Origin of the sequence: Cognatazoarcus halotolerans, assembly GCF_009800965.1 — a bacterium.
GTDB classification, from domain to species: Bacteria; Pseudomonadota; Gammaproteobacteria; order Burkholderiales; family Rhodocyclaceae; genus Cognatazoarcus; species Cognatazoarcus halotolerans.
In genome coordinates this window covers 1-14,294 of the sequence record NZ_WUAF01000018.1, presented here as the reverse complement: position 1 = coordinate 14,294, position 14,294 = coordinate 1, and the positions used below count along the sequence as shown (strand labels likewise).

16 protein-coding genes are annotated in these 14,294 nt (G+C 66.4%); 4 read left to right on the top strand and 12 right to left on the bottom strand.

Features of this window, described 5'->3' with window-relative positions; genetic code table 11:
* Positions 1-126 precede the first annotated feature (126 nt).
* The 7 genes from GQB03_RS18390 to GQB03_RS18355 form a co-directional block, all read right to left on the bottom strand.
* A complete protein-coding gene (locus GQB03_RS18390) occupies positions 127-1,569 on the bottom strand; it encodes a radical SAM protein (protein WP_200832298.1) in 1,443 nt (480 codons plus the stop codon).
* A complete protein-coding gene (locus GQB03_RS18385) occupies positions 1,535-2,287 on the bottom strand; it encodes a prolipoprotein diacylglyceryl transferase (RefSeq protein WP_159692480.1) in 753 nt (250 codons plus the stop codon). Before GQB03_RS18385 ends, GQB03_RS18390 begins: the two co-directional genes overlap by 35 nt.
* Before the next feature lies 1 nt (position 2,288).
* Entirely contained in the window at positions 2,289-2,531 is a 243-nt protein-coding gene (locus GQB03_RS18380) for a hypothetical protein (protein WP_159692478.1), read from the bottom strand.
* Between the two features lie 32 nt (positions 2,532-2,563).
* Positions 2,564-4,444, bottom strand: a complete 1,881-nt coding sequence (locus GQB03_RS18375; RefSeq protein WP_159692476.1) for an MFS transporter — start codon at positions 4,442-4,444, stop codon at positions 2,564-2,566.
* Positions 4,445-4,759: 315 nt separating this feature from the next.
* Positions 4,760-5,050 (bottom strand): GIY-YIG nuclease family protein, encoded by a 291-nt coding sequence (locus GQB03_RS18370; RefSeq protein ID WP_159692474.1) that lies wholly within the window; start codon positions 5,048-5,050, stop codon positions 4,760-4,762.
* Positions 5,051-5,808: 758 nt separating this feature from the next.
* Complete coding sequence (aas, locus tag GQB03_RS18360) at positions 5,809-7,950, bottom strand: bifunctional acyl-ACP--phospholipid O-acyltransferase/long-chain-fatty-acid--ACP ligase (RefSeq protein WP_159692472.1); 2,142 nt, start codon at positions 7,948-7,950, stop codon at positions 5,809-5,811.
* Between the two features lie 48 nt (positions 7,951-7,998).
* The gene (locus tag GQB03_RS18355) at positions 7,999-8,766 is read right to left on the bottom strand and encodes a helix-turn-helix domain-containing protein (RefSeq protein ID WP_159692470.1); all 768 of its coding nucleotides are present in this window, start codon (positions 8,764-8,766) and stop codon (positions 7,999-8,001) included.
* Between the two features lie 186 nt (positions 8,767-8,952).
* Between GQB03_RS18355 and GQB03_RS18350 the strand changes: the two genes are divergently transcribed.
* The 4 genes from GQB03_RS18350 to GQB03_RS23440 all read left to right on the top strand — a co-directional run bounded on the left by GQB03_RS18350 (position 8,953) and on the right by GQB03_RS23440 (position 10,996).
* Positions 8,953-9,432: a YiaA/YiaB family inner membrane protein gene (locus GQB03_RS18350; RefSeq protein WP_159692468.1), complete on the top strand. Its 480-nt coding sequence runs from the start codon at positions 8,953-8,955 to the stop codon at positions 9,430-9,432.
* Positions 9,429-9,863, top strand: coding sequence for a hypothetical protein (locus GQB03_RS18345; protein WP_159692466.1), 435 nt, complete (start codon positions 9,429-9,431; stop codon positions 9,861-9,863). Before GQB03_RS18350 ends, GQB03_RS18345 begins: the two co-directional genes overlap by 4 nt.
* Positions 9,860-10,762: a DUF2145 domain-containing protein gene (locus tag GQB03_RS18340; RefSeq protein ID WP_159692464.1), complete on the top strand. Its 903-nt coding sequence runs from the start codon at positions 9,860-9,862 to the stop codon at positions 10,760-10,762. The genes GQB03_RS18345 and GQB03_RS18340 overlap by 4 nt, the downstream gene beginning before the upstream one ends.
* A 102-nt stretch (positions 10,763-10,864) precedes the next feature.
* Complete coding sequence (locus GQB03_RS23440; protein ID WP_268817566.1) at positions 10,865-10,996, top strand: hypothetical protein; 132 nt, start codon at positions 10,865-10,867, stop codon at positions 10,994-10,996.
* A gap of 79 nt (positions 10,997-11,075) precedes the next feature.
* Here the strand turns inward: GQB03_RS23440 and GQB03_RS18335 are convergent, their stop codons facing one another.
* From GQB03_RS18335 to GQB03_RS23585, 5 genes are all read right to left on the bottom strand, one after another.
* Entirely contained in the window at positions 11,076-11,645 is a 570-nt protein-coding gene (locus tag GQB03_RS18335; RefSeq protein WP_159692462.1) for a hypothetical protein, read from the bottom strand.
* The gene (locus GQB03_RS18330; RefSeq protein WP_159692460.1) at positions 11,642-12,802 is read right to left on the bottom strand and encodes a M48 family metallopeptidase; all 1,161 of its coding nucleotides are present in this window, start codon (positions 12,800-12,802) and stop codon (positions 11,642-11,644) included. Before GQB03_RS18330 ends, GQB03_RS18335 begins: the two co-directional genes overlap by 4 nt.
* The gene (locus tag GQB03_RS18325) at positions 12,799-13,494 is read right to left on the bottom strand and encodes a hypothetical protein (protein WP_235027128.1); all 696 of its coding nucleotides are present in this window, start codon (positions 13,492-13,494) and stop codon (positions 12,799-12,801) included. Before GQB03_RS18325 ends, GQB03_RS18330 begins: the two co-directional genes overlap by 4 nt.
* A 221-nt stretch (positions 13,495-13,715) precedes the next feature.
* On the bottom strand, positions 13,716-14,201 hold the full coding sequence (locus GQB03_RS18320) for a HipA domain-containing protein (RefSeq protein ID WP_200832297.1): 486 nt from the start codon (positions 14,199-14,201) through the stop codon (positions 13,716-13,718).
* Positions 14,198-14,290, bottom strand: coding sequence for an integrase core domain-containing protein (locus tag GQB03_RS23585; RefSeq protein WP_407644549.1), 93 nt, complete (start codon positions 14,288-14,290; stop codon positions 14,198-14,200). Before GQB03_RS23585 ends, GQB03_RS18320 begins: the two co-directional genes overlap by 4 nt.
* Between the last annotated feature and the right edge of the window lie 4 nt (positions 14,291-14,294).

The window sequence follows — 14,294 nt, the reverse complement described above, 5'->3', positions numbered from 1 at the left end:
CTAGAAATGCGGCGCTGCACAATACGGTATGTATCGATTAATAACGCTTTAAATCTAGATTTTCCCAATCTCAAGACGATTTGATGATGCGTCGCACAATATGCAGATGCATACATGTCCGGCATGTCATCGTGCGACGAAGGCGAGCCGCCGCTGCGTCGTCGAGCGATCGATTTCGGCGCGGATCGCTTCGGTCCGCGCCAGTTGCGCATCGCGATAGAAGAGGTTGTGGCTCTCGAAGGGAATCATCCGTCCGTCCGGCTGAACCATGTGGATGCAGGATTTCTTGAGCGCGCGGATATCGAGGTTGGCCGCATCCATGAACTGCACGATGAGCACCCGGAAAACGTTCTCGTAACCGAGCTCGGGCGCATCAACGCGCGGCAGGCAGCACAGCAGCTCGGACAGGCAGCCGGCCTGCGATTCGGGCGAATGATTGGTCGAGAAGAGCCGGAACACCTGCTCCTTGAGCGCCGGGTCGCGCTCGAAGACGATGGTGTTGGCGGGCCCCGCCAGCAGCGCCTCGGGACCGAGATAACGGGTCAGCGGCACGGCCTCGCCGCCGAGCTTGAGCGCGTAGCCCATCGCCAATGTATCCGGGTTGCAGGGCACCGGCACGATGTCGTCAAGGGTGAAGATGCCGGACTGCTCGGCAATGCGGCGACGGATCTCGCTCACCGTGAGGCGATGCTCGCGTGCCTCGAAGCCCTCGTTACGGCCGGCGTCCTGGATCGGCTGCAAGGTCACCCCGCGCACGCAGCGGTAGCCGAGGCCGTGGCGGATGACCTCGCCGATCTCGTCATCGTTGAGGCCTTTCTTCAGGGTCATCACCAGCGTGGTCGAGATGCCGTGGCGTTCAAGGGCCTCGAGCGCCTGCGCGCGGATGCGGCCGAGCTCGGCGCCGCGCAGCGTCCTGAGCACCTCGGGGCGTAGCGAATCGAACTGCAGGTAAATCTCCAGCCCGGGCGTGTATTCGGCCAGCCGCGCGGCGAAATCCGGCTCCTGGGCAAGGCGGATGCCGTTGGTGTTCACCATCAGGTGGCGGATCGGCCGGGCGCGGGCCGCGTCGAGGATGGCGAAGAAATCCGGGTGCAGGGTCGGCTCGCCGCCGGAGAGCTGCACCACGTCCGGCTCGCCCTCGTTCCTCACCACCGCGTCGAGCATCGCCTCGACGACGGCCAGCGGCTTGTGGCTGAGCCGCTCCGGCCCCGAACCGGCATAGCACACCGGGCAGCGCAGGTTGCAGTGGTCGGTGATCTCGAGCACGGTGAGGCAGGAGTGCTGCATGTGGTCCGGGCACAGGCCGCAGTCATATGGACAGCCGTACCGCATGCGAGTGGAGAAATTTTCCGGCATCTCGGGGCGCTTCACGTAGACCTCGCGCGCCAGCCGGTAATAGTCCGCGTCGTCGGCGATCAGCACCCGCTCGCTGCCGTGGGCGGGACACCATTTCTCCATGTACACCCGGCCGTCCTTGATGAGGATCTTGGCTTCGACGGTATGCAGGCAGGTGCCGCACACCGAAGTGGTGGTGTCATAGAAGAGCCATGGGCGATTCTTGCGGGACACGGGCATGTCTCCTGAGTTGCCGCAGCGTGAGCGGCAGATAGATCGAAAGCGCGGCGAGGCACAGCCACTGGATGCCCGACAGGCCGAGCGGCCAGGGATGATGCACCGGCTTGATGGTGTCGATGCCGAGCCGCCACAGCAGGTAGGCGCTCAGCATCAGCTTGAAGCGCAGGCCGGGCGTGGCGGCGAGCGGCGCCCGCCAGCAGGCCAGCACCGCCGCCAGGGCGATGCAGAAGACGATCTCGTAGAGCTGCGTGGGATGGCGCGGCAAGCCGTCGCCGAAATCCACACCCCAGGGCAGCGTGGTCGGCAGGCCGTAGGTGGCATCGTTGAGGCCGGCCAGAAAGCAGCCGATGCGCCCCACCCCGATCGCCAGCAGCAGCGGGAAGACAAAGCGGTCGCCGGTCGAGGCGCGATGGCCGCTCAGCAGCTTGGCGGCCTCCACCCCGATCAGGCCGCCGAGCAGCCCGCCGACGATGGACTGGCCGGTGAGCAGCAGCATCCAGCCCTCGCTGCGCGAAAACAGCTCGGGCATCTCCAGCCAGAACGCCGCCTTGTTGCCGATCGCCGCGCCGAGCAGGCAGCCGGCCAGCACCGCGAACGGCGCCTTCACACTGCCGGTTGCGCGCTGGCCGAGGTAGCAGCGCACGCCGAGCGCGATCGCCAGTGCCTCGAAGAGGGCATGGACCGCGTGGGCGGTGGCGGGGTCGAGCGGCATCTCAGTCCTGGCCCTGGTTCGGTCCGATGTCGTCGTCCCCGGCCGGAGGCTTGCGGAAACTCTTGAGCAGCATCCATGCCGCCCAGCCGAAGAGCAGCGCCACGCCGCCACCGATCGGCACGAACAACGCGCCGCCATTGTTGAACTCGCCCAGGCCGATGACGAAGCACGCGCCGCCACCGAAGGTGAGCACGATCAGCGCCATGAGCAGCACGGTCTTGAAAAACGCTACGAAGAAGTTCATCGAATTGGCTCCGCTCTGATGGGATTGGGCACTCAGCGCATCTCGCCACGCAATTGCGCGATGATGTTCTGCAGGCGTTCTGGCGTCGCCTCCGCCGCGCTCAGGGGCGCCGCGCTGACAAGTTCGACACGGTTGAAGATGCCGCGGCGCAGCGGGCGCGACAGCGCCGGGCCGTCCTTGCGGCTGAAGCTGCTGCCCCACAGCCCGCGCAGCGCCATCGGCACCACCGGCACCGGCGTGCGCTCGAGGATGCGGGCAGTCCCAGGGCGGAAGGGCCCGAGCTCGCCGTCGTCGGTGATGCGGCCTTCCGGAAACAGCCCCACCAGCTCGCCCGCCTCGAGCGCCGCGGCCACCTCGTCGAAGGCACGCTCCATCATCGCCGGGTCTTCCTTGGCCGGCGCGATCGGGATCGCCCGGCTGGTGCGGAACAGGAAGGACAGCACCGGCCAGCGGAATATCTGGTGATCCATCACGAAACGGATCGGCCGGCGGCTCGCCGCCATGATGATCAGCGCATCGGCAAAGCTCACATGGTTGGCGACGATCAGCGCCGGCCCTTCGTCGGGAATGTGCTCCTCGCCCACCACCTTGAGCCGATACACCGTGTGCACCAGCATCCACACCACGAAGCGCAGCAGGAATTCGGGCACCAGGGTGTAGATGTAGATTGCCACGCAGGCGTTGAGCAGCGCGGTGACGAGGATCAGCTGGGCGATGCTGGCACCCGCCGCCAGCAGGCCCGCCGCAAGGCCGGCGGCAACCACCATGAACAAGGCGTTGAGGATGTTGTTGCCGGCGATGATGCGCGAGCGCCGCTCCGGCTCGGAGCGCGTCTGGATCAGCGCGTACAGCGGCACGATGAAGAAGCCGCCGAAGACCCCGATCATCACCAGGTCGAACAGCACCCGCCAGCTCGACGGCGTGGCGAGCAGCGCACCGATCGGCAGCGGTGCGGCCGCGGCCACACTGGCCGGGCTGGCCCACCACAGGTCGAGGCCGAACAGGGTCAGGCCGATCGAGCCGAAGGGCACCAGGCCGATCTCGACGTGCCGCCCCGAGAGCTTCTCGCACAGCAGCGAGCCGATGCCGATGCCGACCGAAAATACTGCCAGCAGCAGCGTCACCGCGTGCTCGTCGCCGCCCAGCACCTCGCGCGCATAGCCCGGGAATTGCGACAGGAACATCGCCCCGTAGAACCAGAACCAGGAGATCCCGAGGATCGACAGGAACACCGTGCGATTGCCGCGAGTTTCGCCGATGTTGCGCCAGGTCTCGGTGAGCGGGTTCCAGTTGATGCGCAGGTCCGGGGCGGCCGCCGGCGCGATCGGGATGCCGCGGCTGGCGGCATAGCCGAGCACCGCCACCACGATCGCGCCGATCGACACCAGGGTGGTGCCGCCGGGCAGGGCGATGGTGACACCGCCGGCGATGGTGCCGAGCAGGATCGACACGAAGGTGCCCGACTCCACCAGTGCGTTGCCGCCGACGATCTCTTCCTCGGCGAGGTGCTGCGGCAGGATCGCGTACTTCACCGGGCCGAAGATCGACGACTGGGTGCCCATCAGGAACAGCGTACCGAGCATCAGCGGCAACGACTTGAGCGCGAAAGCGACCGCGGCGAGCACCATGATGCCGATCTCGAGCAGCTTGGTGAAACGGATCAGGCGGCTCTTCTCGTATTTGTCGGCAAGCTGTCCGGAGGTGGCCGAGAACAGGAAGAATGGCAGGATGAAAAGCCCCGCGGCGAGGTTCACCAGCACGCCGGGCGCCAGCGTGGTGAACTGCGCCGCCTGAAAGGTCATCAGCACCACCAAGGCGTTCTTGTAGAAGTTGTCGTTGAAGGCGCCGGCAAACTGGGTCAGGAAGAAGGGCAGGAAACGGCGCTGCTCGAGGAGTTTGAACTGGGAGCTCATCTGGGTCTCAAGGACGGGTGGTGCGACGGTTGGAAAAGCGGGTCCGTAGCTCATCGGGCAGGGGACGAGCAGACGGCCGTTCTGGATCCCGGCGTTCGCCGGGATGACGCTGCCCGGCGCTTCGGGGCGAGATTACGGACGGCAGTTGCTGCGAACTCCGGATCCTGCGACGGGGCATTTCCGATTGGCGGCAAGTATGGGTGGGAAGGCTCCTGCACGTGGCCACCGGCCCGGCGTTACCCGGTAGCTTGCGCTTGGGAAGGTGCCCGTCATTCCGGCAAACGCCGGAATCCACCCCCACGGTGGAAACGGCACTCATCCGACAATCTCCTCGTAAAGGTCACGCCAGCCCGGGTTGGTCTTTTCGATCAACTCGATCTTCCAGGCGCGCTGCCATTCCTTGAGGGCTTTCTCGCGGCGGATCGCCGACGCCATGTCGTCGTGCAGCTCAAACCACACCAGCTGCTTTACGCCATAGCGCTTCGTGAACCCCTCGGCGAGTCCTTCCCGGTGCTGCCACACGCGCTGCACGAGGTTCGAGGTAACACCCACGTAGAGGGTGCCGTTGCGACGACTGGCGAGCAGATAGACACACGCTTGTTTCATGCTTGGTCACCTTGTCCGATGGGGGCCAGCGTCCATCGTGGATCCCGGCGTTCGCCGGGATGACGCGGGTTTCCGGTCCACCGAAGAATTCCGGACGGCCGATTCTTCGAAATCCATTTCCGTTCGCAACCTGACCGGGAGCGGCAGCAGGTTCGACTATGGCGGCTCGCGCAGAGGGCCCCGTCATTCCGGCGAACGCCGGAATCCATACCCACGGTGGAGAATGCACTCATCCGGCAATCTCCTCGCTCAGATCCCGCCAGCCTGGTTTGTTCTCCTCGATCTTCCCGGTGCCGAGCAGCGGCAGCGCCCCACCCTTGGTGGCGTCTGCCTGGGTCGATGCGGCGCGACGGAGTACTGGAGCCCGTCGTGGATCCCGGCGTTCGCCGGGATGACGCGGTTTTCCGATCCGCCAAAGAGCTCCGGACGGTCGGCTCTGCGAAATCCACCCCCGTTCGAAACGTGACCGGGAGCAGCAGGTTCGACTATGGAGGCTCGTACGAGGGGCCCCGTCATTCCGGCGAACGCCGGAATCCACACCCGCGGTAGACACGGCACTTATCCGACGATCTCCCCGTACAGGACTCACCAGCCCGGATTGTTCTCCTCGATCAACTCGATCGTCCCGGTGCTGCCACACGCGCTGCACGAGGTTCGAGGTGCCCCCCACGCAGAGCGTGCCGTTGCGACGACTGGCAAGAGGATGGACACAGGCTTGCTTCATGCCCTGTCCCCTCGTCCGCAAGCCGCCCCGGCCATCAGGCTGCCTCCGCCCATTGCTTCAGGGTCACGTAGTCGATCTTGCCGGTGCCGAGCAGCGGCAGCGCGTCGACCGTGACGATCTTGCGCGGCACCGCGAGTTCGCTCGCGCCCTGGACGCGGGCGGCGCTCACCAGGGCCTCGCGGGCCAGCGCCGGGTCGGTCGAGAAGAGCACCAGCGCCTCGCCCTTGGCGGCGTCGGTCTGGGTCGATGCGGCGTGCTGGGCGGCGGGAGCCGCGGCGGCGGCGATCTTTTCGACGACCTCGAGACTGACCATCTCGCCGGCGATCTTGGCGAAGCGCTTGACCCGTCCGACGATCCGCACGAAGCCGTCATCATCGACCTCGACCACGTCGCCGGTCTCGTACCAGCCCGTGCCAGCGCTCGATGCCGGGGGCTGCAGCACGCCGGGGCGATCGAAGCGCAGATAGCCGCTCATGAGGTTGGGGCCGCTCACGTGCAGCATGCCGCCGCGCGCGATGCCCGGCACCGGTTCGAGCCTGGCCTGCACGCCCGGCAGGAACTGGCCGACGGTGCCGCGACGAAAGGCCATCGGGGTATTGACCGCCATCACCGGCGCGGTTTCGGTGGCGCCGTAGCCTTCGAAGATGCGGATGCCGAACTTCTCGAACCACAGTTCGCGCACCGGCTCGGCGAGCTTCTCGGCACCGGCGATCACGTAGCGCAGCCGGTAGAAATCGTAGGGATGGGCATGCTTTGCGTAGTTGGCGAGGAAGGTCGAGGTGCCCAGCAGCACGCTGCAGCCGCGATCGTAGGCCAGTTCGGGGATCACGCGATAGTGCAGCGGGCTGGGATAGAGGAACACGTTGGCGCCCGAGAAGAGCGGCAGCAGGCCGCCCGCGGTGAGGCCGAAGGAGTGGAACAGCGGCAGCGCGTTGAGGATCTTGTCATCGACCGAGAAATCCACCACCGCGCGGATCTGGGCGATGTTGGCGAGCAGCGCACGGTGCGACAGCACCACGCCCTTGGGCTTGCCCTCGGAGCCCGAGGTGAACAGCACCACGGCGGGGTCCTCCGCGCTGCCGATGCGGGTCGCGGCGTAGGGAAAAGGCATCGCCCACAGCATCAGCCACAGCTTGTCCGAGAGCGTCATCGCGGCGCGCAGGTCCTCTAGGTAGATCAGCCGAATGCCCTGCAGGCTGGCCAGCTTGTCGCCAAGCCTGGCCTGCTCGACGAAGGCCCGGGAAGTGAGTACGGTGACCACCTCGGCGGCGGTGCAGGCGGCCTGCATGCCGTCCACGCCGGCGGTGTAGTTGAGCATCGCCGGCGTGCGGCCGAAGGCCGGCAGGCCCACCACCAGCGCCAGCGTCGGCGCGAGGTTGGGCAGCAGGATGCCGACGTTCTCGCCCTGCGCGGTCTCGCGCGCCACCAGGCGGCCGAGGGCCAGGGACATCTTGAGCAGGTCGCCATAGGAATACTCTTCCTGCTTGAGGTCCTCGACCAGCCGCCGGCCACGGCCGTGGATCGCCGCGGTGTCGAGCAAGGCCTCGAACAGGGTCTGGCGCGGCCGGCTGGCGAAGACCATCTCCTGCATCACCCGGCGCATCGCCTCGCCCGCCTTGCGGCGGCGTTCGCGTGCGGTCGGCGCCTCGGGCATGGCGATGCGGGTGAGCGGCTGGATGGCCAGGCGGATCTTGGGGAACAGGCGCTTCGGCGCCTTGCCCGAAACACGCGAGAACCAGGTGCGGGCGGCGCCCTCGAGGCGGATCGGCAGGATGCTGGCGCCGGTGCGCGCGGCCACGAAGGCGGGGCCGTCGTAGGTCTTCATGAGGCTGCCGGTGGTGGTGATGCGGCCCTCCGGGAAGATCACCACCGGGCGGCCCGATTCGAGCAGGCGCACCACCTTCTTCATCGCCATCGGGCTGGTCGGGTCCACCGCGAGGTAATCGACCAGCGAGAGGATCAGTCGGAACCAGCGGCTCTTCGCCACCGTGGTGTGCACCACGAACACCGGGTTCATCGGCAGGTAGAGGCCGAGCAGCAGGCCGTCGAGAAAGGATTCGTGGTTGGCGATGACGAGCAGCCGTTCGGGCTGCGGCGGCAGCGTGCCTTCCACGTCGATGCGGAACAGCACGCGGGTGAGGGTGCGCAGCACGGCCTTGGCGAGTGAGCGGAACATGGTCTTGGGTTCTCGACGTTTCGGAAATGAGTTTGCGGGGCTGGTGCTTCAGCGCGACGGGCTTTCCGGCCAGCGCGACTCGGGCCGCATCATGTCGCGGAAGGCCGCCATCAGCCAGGAGCGCATGCCGATCACCAGGGTGTAGGGGCGGCGCTCGGCGGCGGGCAGTTTCTGGTCGGCGATGTGCTGGTTGGCGAAATCCTGGCCGATGCGGGCGAGCCGCTCGCGGAAGGAATTGGCCAGGCCGCGACCGATCTGGCCGTGCACCACCATCAGCATCTCGGCCTCGCCGTCGAAACCGCCGGCGAAGTAATCGTCCAGCACCTCGTCGCGGAAGTATTCCATTACCGGACCCTGCGGCCGCCAGCGAAAGCCCTTTGCCACGCGCAGGTGATAGCGGTTGAGCGGGCGCAGGTCGATGATGCCGAGGCGGTCGAGGCGGGTGAGCTGCTGCACGCATTCGGCCTCGCTGATCGCGTAGGTGGAGACGATCTGCGCGAAGCTCCACTGGCTCATGCAGCAGATCGCCACGAGCAGCAGCTTGCGGTCGGCCATCACCGCCTTTTCCTGCTCCAGGGTGAGCTCCAGCAGCAGCGGCTGGGTGTCGGCCACGCGGCGGGCGAGATCGGCGAAATCCATGTTGAGCGCGCGGCAGATTTCGTCCACCCGCGACAGCGGCATGTCGCCGCTCGCCGAGAACATGCGCTTGACGCTGGATTCGGCCATGCCGAGGCGTTCGGCAAGCGTCGCGTAGGTGATGCCGGCGCTCTTGAGCTCGGCCTTGAGGGCGCCGACGAGATCGGAAGTGGTGCTCATGTCGTGTGCATCCGCCAGTGAAAGTGGTGCCAGCCTAAAGCCGCCGGGCGGCGCTGGCGAGCAAACCACGAAAAGTATCGGCAGACGATACGCAAAGTTTAATCAATAAAGACATCGCAGCGTTAGCTTGTACCGATGCGGCCGGGTGATGAAGATGAGGCCGTCTTCAACCACCCGGAGAAATCCATGGAACAGCTGATTCGACGTGACACCCGTGCCTGGCGCATGCAGGTCTGGATATCGTTCGGCCTGGCGCTGAGCGTGTGCGCTGGTGGGCTCGCCTGGTTGCCCGGTAGCGATCTCGACCGCGCCTTCATGGTGATGGGCTATGTGTTCTGCCTGTCTTCGGCGTTCGCCCTGTCCAAGTTCATCCGCGACAACCAGGACGCACCGGCCGACACGCCGCTGTGGCGCCTGGTGGTGTGGGGCGGCTTCCTGCTGGCGATGGCGCTCACCGGCTGGGGGCTGTGGCGGATGCAGATCGGTCCCAACTGGAAGGCCTGCCTCGCGGTGAGCTGGCTGTACCTGATCTCCAGCGCCTTCACGCTCGCCAAGACCCTGCGCGACGCCTACGAGGCTGACCGTGCCGAGGCCGCGCTGGACAAGGGCATTCACCGCACCGACGAAGCCATTTCCGCCGCCACCCCGAAAGGACATCAATCATGACCATGCTTACCCGCCGCCAGAGCCTCAGGCTGCTGGCCCTCTCCCCGCTCGCCTTTATCGTCGGTGCGCACGCCCACGGTGGCGCCTCCGAAGCCAGCGCGGCCTCCAGCCTGTCGCTCAGCCTGCCAATCGCTGCCTCGCTCGCCGCGCCGGTGATGATCCTCTCGGCCGGCGCGGTGCTCACCGTGACTGCGGTCGAGGCCTCCGCCCGCGGCACCGTGTGGGTACTGGAACGCGCCTCCGACGGCGCCAGCGCGGTCATCGAGTTCAGCGCCGGCGCGATCGGCGCCTCGGCGGTGGCCGCCGGCACGGTGGTCAGCGTCACCGTGCTGGCCGCCGGCTGGCTGCTCTCGGCCGCGGGGGAGGCGCTGTGCCTGATTCCCAATGCGCTCGGTGAAGCGCTGCTCTACGACGAGAGGATCACGCGATGAGAACCGCCCTGCTGCTTGCCGCCGTGCTGCTGATGCCGCTGCCCGGCCACGCCGGCCAGAACTGCGAGGCGCGCAAGCCCGGCGCGGCCGAACTGCGCCAAAGCCTGGAACTTGCCGCGGCCACCGCGCAGGCGCTCGATCGCAGCGGCGCCCGAGTGGTCATCCTGGCCCGCGCCGGACAGGACCTGGATGAATACCGGTTGCGCTACTCCCACCTTGGCATCGCCTACCGCGACCCCGCCGCACTCGGCGGCCGCGGGGCCTGGCGGGTGGTGCACAAGCTCAACCAGTGCGGCAGCGACCGCGGCGACCTGTACCGCCAGGGCCTCGCCGAGTTCTTCAGCGACGGGCTGTTCCGCTACCAGGCCGGCCTGGCGGTCCTCGCGCCGCAGGTGCAGGCGGCGATGGTCCCGGCGCTCGCCGACAACACGCGCATCTCCCGCATGCACGAGCAGCACTACAACATGCTCGCCTACCCCTGGAGCACCCACTACCAGCAGAGCAACCAGTGGGCCATCGAGACCATGGCGATGCTGCTAGAACCCGGCGCAGATGACCGCGAGCATGCCCAGGCCTGGCTCAGGCTGCACGACTACCGCCCGACGACCCTGCACATCCCGGCTATCAAGCGCCTCGGCGCGCGCATCGCCACCGCCCACATCGCCTTCGACGACCAGCCTTTCGCGCGGCGCATGAGTGGTCAGATCGATACCGTCACCGTTGACTCGGTTTTCGAGTGGCTCGTGCGCAGCGGTTTCGCCGGCATCCCGTCGACCATCGCCTCTTCACCGGCCGTCGGCCCTGCCCGCAGCCATCGCTTCAGCGATCCGCCGACATCGCCGCAGCACTTGCCGCAGGCACCCGGCAGGGCAACGCAGGTGGCCCTTGGACAAGGCTGACGTGTCGCCATTTTTCCGACACGATTTTTGGCAAATTCTTTCCTTGAAGAAGTCCCGGACTACGCCTAGAGTGGAATCTCCGAATAACGCACAGGAGCATGGATGACACGTTTCATATCGGCTCTGCTTGCCGCCCTGCTTTCGATTGCCAGTGTTAACGCCCTGGCTTGTTCGGGGGACAAGGCCAAGGATGATCGTGGCGGCATGAGTACGCCGAGCAAGCCTTCTACCTAGTAGTAGTCGCAGTCGGATTCATCCATTCACGCGCGGGTCGGCAATGCCGGCCCGCTTTGCATTGGTGCGCCCCGCGCCGCTATCTGAGGCGTGCCGAGCCTGCGAGACGCTCGACTTCGCCGATCTCCGCACCGAAGAAGTGGATTCGTGGCGCGGTGAACACGATTGCGGTGAGTTCGCCGCCGCTCACCGCAGCCCAGCCGACGCCCGACAGACGCACGTCGTCGCGCTTGCGAAGGCGCGTGAATTCGAAGCGGAAACCGTCCCCGTCGAGGAAGGAATCGGGGGCCAGGCGGTCGAGTCTGAAGGTGGAACCGTCCTGGGTGTAGAAGTTTTCGAACAGGCTCACGATCTCGTGGGCCTGCATGCCGTCGCGAAAGATCATCGGCTTGGCCTTGTCCCGTGCGGGGGCGATCGGCTTGCCGTCTTTCACCGCAACGAAGAATTGCAGCGCATCGACCGTGAAGCCCTCCCGCGTCCAGGTCGGGATGGGGCCGGCCGCACTGTTCTCGAAACGGTTCCAAGGCTGGTCGATCTGCACCGAAAGACGGTCGGAAACCAGCGCGTCACCATGTTCGACGACCGCCACGTTCGAGCACGCGGCGAGGATCGAGGCACAGGCGGCAAGCACGAGGCGATGGATCTTCATGAACGCTGCAATCCCTGTATGTATGTCTTGATCATTTCGACGTCCGGCCCCTCGGGCGAGAGTTCGATGTAGCGGCGATAGGCCTGGACGGCACGTTCTCCCGCGCCTTCGCCCTGCAGTGCGAGGCCGAGCGACCGATGGACCACCGCGGGGGCGTCGGCGAGGGTCGCAGCCTTCTCCAGATTGGCGATGGCTTGCCCGACGTCACCCTCGCCGGCACGCAGCCGATAGGCCTCGCCACGCGCGAACAGCAGGCGCCCGTTCTCGCCGTCGCGGCCGATCAGCCGCTCCAGCAGGACCAGCGTTTCGGCGAACTGGCCGCGGTGAAGCTCGTCCTCGAGCAGCATCAGCAGATGCGGATCGATCCGTGTCCGCCAGGCTTCGAGCCCGGTCTCGCCGGTACGTCCGCTGGCCAGTTCGGCGAGGGTTTTCTCGCGTTCGCCGGAATCGGGGTGAGTCGCAAAGAGCACGCTGCGCTTAGCCGGGTCTTCGCCCGAGGCCATGGCCTCGGCACGCAGATTGGCCCACACCCGCGCCGCCTCGTGCGGATCGTAGCCGGCCTTGCTCATGAGGATCACGCCAATCCGGTCGGCTTCGCGCTCCTGGTCGCGGGTAAAGCCGAACTGACCGGCCAGCAGGGCGAGCTGGGCGAGTGCGCCGACGCCGCCGAGTGCGATGTTGAGCACCATGCCGAAGGCCGAGCGCGAATGCGCGTCGCGCAGCCGCTCGACCGCATGACGCTGCAGGTAGTGACCGATCTCGTGGCCGATCACCGAGGCGAGCTGGGCTTCGTTGTCGACCCGCAGCATCAACCCCGACCACACCTGCATCATGCCGTTGGGGGCCATGCTGGCATTGAACCAGGGGGTGCGCAGTGCATAGACACGGATATCTGGACAATGATCTGCCCCGAGACGGCAGGCGATGCCCTGGAGGTAGTCGCGCAAGGCCTTGTCACCCATACGGAAGGGGCTGCGCCGCAGGCGCTTTTCCTCACGGTCCATGAATGCCCACAGTCCGCCTTCGTCGGTATCCAGCGGCGGTCGCTGGAAACGCGGCGGCGCCAGCCACTCGGCCGCCTGGGCAAAAGCCTTGCCGCCGGCCAGCACGGCACATTGTGCACAGCCGAAAGATAGCAGGCCGCGACGGTCGATCACTGCGGCGCCACCCGTGGGAATCCGCGCAGCAGTGTTTCGACCGTTTCGGCCGCCGGCGTGGCCTCACGCAGGTCACCGGTGCCACGTGCCAGCTGGTTGAACCAGACGACCCGCCCGGTGTGCAGGTCGACCAGCGTCGCATAGGCGATCTGGATCCCACCGCTCACGCCCACGCCGATCAAGGCCAGCGCAACCATCGCGGCCTTGCGCCCGCCACTGGCGTAACTGTCGCGTGCCCAGGTGAACAGCGCATAGTCGGCGCCGGTGGCGCGCTGCAGGTCGGCAAAGGCATCACCAAAGCTCCAGTCCAGCTGACCGGCCTTGGTGGGCAGCGCCCATGTGCCCGCCATGCCGTGGTGCAGCGAGATCGACTGCGCCACCGCGGCATGCAGCGACAGCGCCTCGGCATGCGAATCGGCCTCGTCCTCGTCGAGATGCGAGAGCTTCAGCCCGAGGCGCGCACCGAAGGCTTCGAGTGCGGTGTTCATGTGTTTTCCCGCCGCGGCGGTCCAGTCGGCCTTGGGTTCGGCGACGCCTCCTGCACCGAGCTCGAACAGTTCCACGTCCAGCGGGATCAACAGCAGGTCACTGCTGGCGGGGATGCTCGTGAAACCCGGCGCAAGAAATTTGTCGGCCGCGGTGGCGGTCAAGCTGCCAAGGAGGAGAACGGCAGAAAGAAGATAAACGGGCAAGCATCGTGCCCAGGAGGTGTGCACACCGGAAAGAAGCCGTCCCAAGATATTCCTCCCCGCGCCGGACAATCCAACATGTTGTGCGGACAGATTAGCAGCTACTGATGCGCCTGTGTCGCAACACTTTGCGCTACAGGCGGTGCCTGCTCAGGCGGGCGGCCTTGCTCTTCGCTACCGGAATCTACGGCGCGTCTGGCGATGCCCCGTGTCGGCCTGGCAACTCAAGCCAGGCGGGCGATGCGGGATGCGGCCTCGTCAATGTGCCGGCGTATCGCGCCAAGGCAGGGCGAGAAACTGCCGGAAAATCCAGTGCTGGCCTCGAGCGTGGCAACGAACTCTTCGGCCAGACGCAGTGCCTCGCGCCAGGTGTCACCATCGACCGAGGCAGTCAGCGAAGCTGGCGCAAGCGTATCGATGATGGCGCCCCCGCCTCGCGGCGCAAACCCCATGGGCAGAACATCGTATGCAGGCGCGAGCTGATACGGGCGGCCCTGATGACTGACAAACGACAGGTTGCCCGCATGCATGTCGGTATTGCCGATCAGCGTCCCGAATGCCCACAGCAGCGCAGCGCCTGCAACCGCGTCGGCGTGTACATGACCATCGGCGGCAAGGCGGCGCACCAGCAGCGGCCAGGGCGCCGACGCATCTCCGACGAATTCCGCTTCGAGTGCGTGTATTGACCCAGCAAATCCTGCACAGGTCACGCCACTAATGTAAATGCCTGAGCGGGCGTTTTCATATCCAGGGCCTGATGCGGCCGCTGGTGGTTGTAAAACTGGATCCAGTCGCCAATGACA

Coding starts and splice junctions, on each gene's coding strand:
- GQB03_RS18385 (WP_159692480.1), bottom strand. CDS start 2,287: ATGCCGCTCGACCCCGCCACCGCCCACGCGGTCCATGCCCTCTTCGAG.
- GQB03_RS18380 (WP_159692478.1), bottom strand. CDS start 2,531: ATGAACTTCTTCGTAGCGTTTTTCAAGACCGTGCTGCTCATGGCGCTG.
- GQB03_RS18375 (WP_159692476.1), bottom strand. CDS start 4,444: ATGAGCTCCCAGTTCAAACTCCTCGAGCAGCGCCGTTTCCTGCCCTTC.
- GQB03_RS18370 (WP_159692474.1), bottom strand. CDS start 5,050: ATGAAACAAGCGTGTGTCTATCTGCTCGCCAGTCGTCGCAACGGCACC.
- aas (WP_159692472.1), bottom strand. CDS start 7,950: ATGTTCCGCTCACTCGCCAAGGCCGTGCTGCGCACCCTCACCCGCGTG.
- GQB03_RS18355 (WP_159692470.1), bottom strand. CDS start 8,766: ATGAGCACCACTTCCGATCTCGTCGGCGCCCTCAAGGCCGAGCTCAAG.
- GQB03_RS18350 (WP_159692468.1), top strand. CDS start 8,953: ATGGAACAGCTGATTCGACGTGACACCCGTGCCTGGCGCATGCAGGTC.
- GQB03_RS18345 (WP_159692466.1), top strand. CDS start 9,429: ATGACCATGCTTACCCGCCGCCAGAGCCTCAGGCTGCTGGCCCTCTCC.
- GQB03_RS18340 (WP_159692464.1), top strand. CDS start 9,860: ATGAGAACCGCCCTGCTGCTTGCCGCCGTGCTGCTGATGCCGCTGCCC.
- GQB03_RS23440 (WP_268817566.1), top strand. CDS start 10,865: ATGACACGTTTCATATCGGCTCTGCTTGCCGCCCTGCTTTCGATTGCC.
- GQB03_RS18335 (WP_159692462.1), bottom strand. CDS start 11,645: ATGAAGATCCATCGCCTCGTGCTTGCCGCCTGTGCCTCGATCCTCGCC.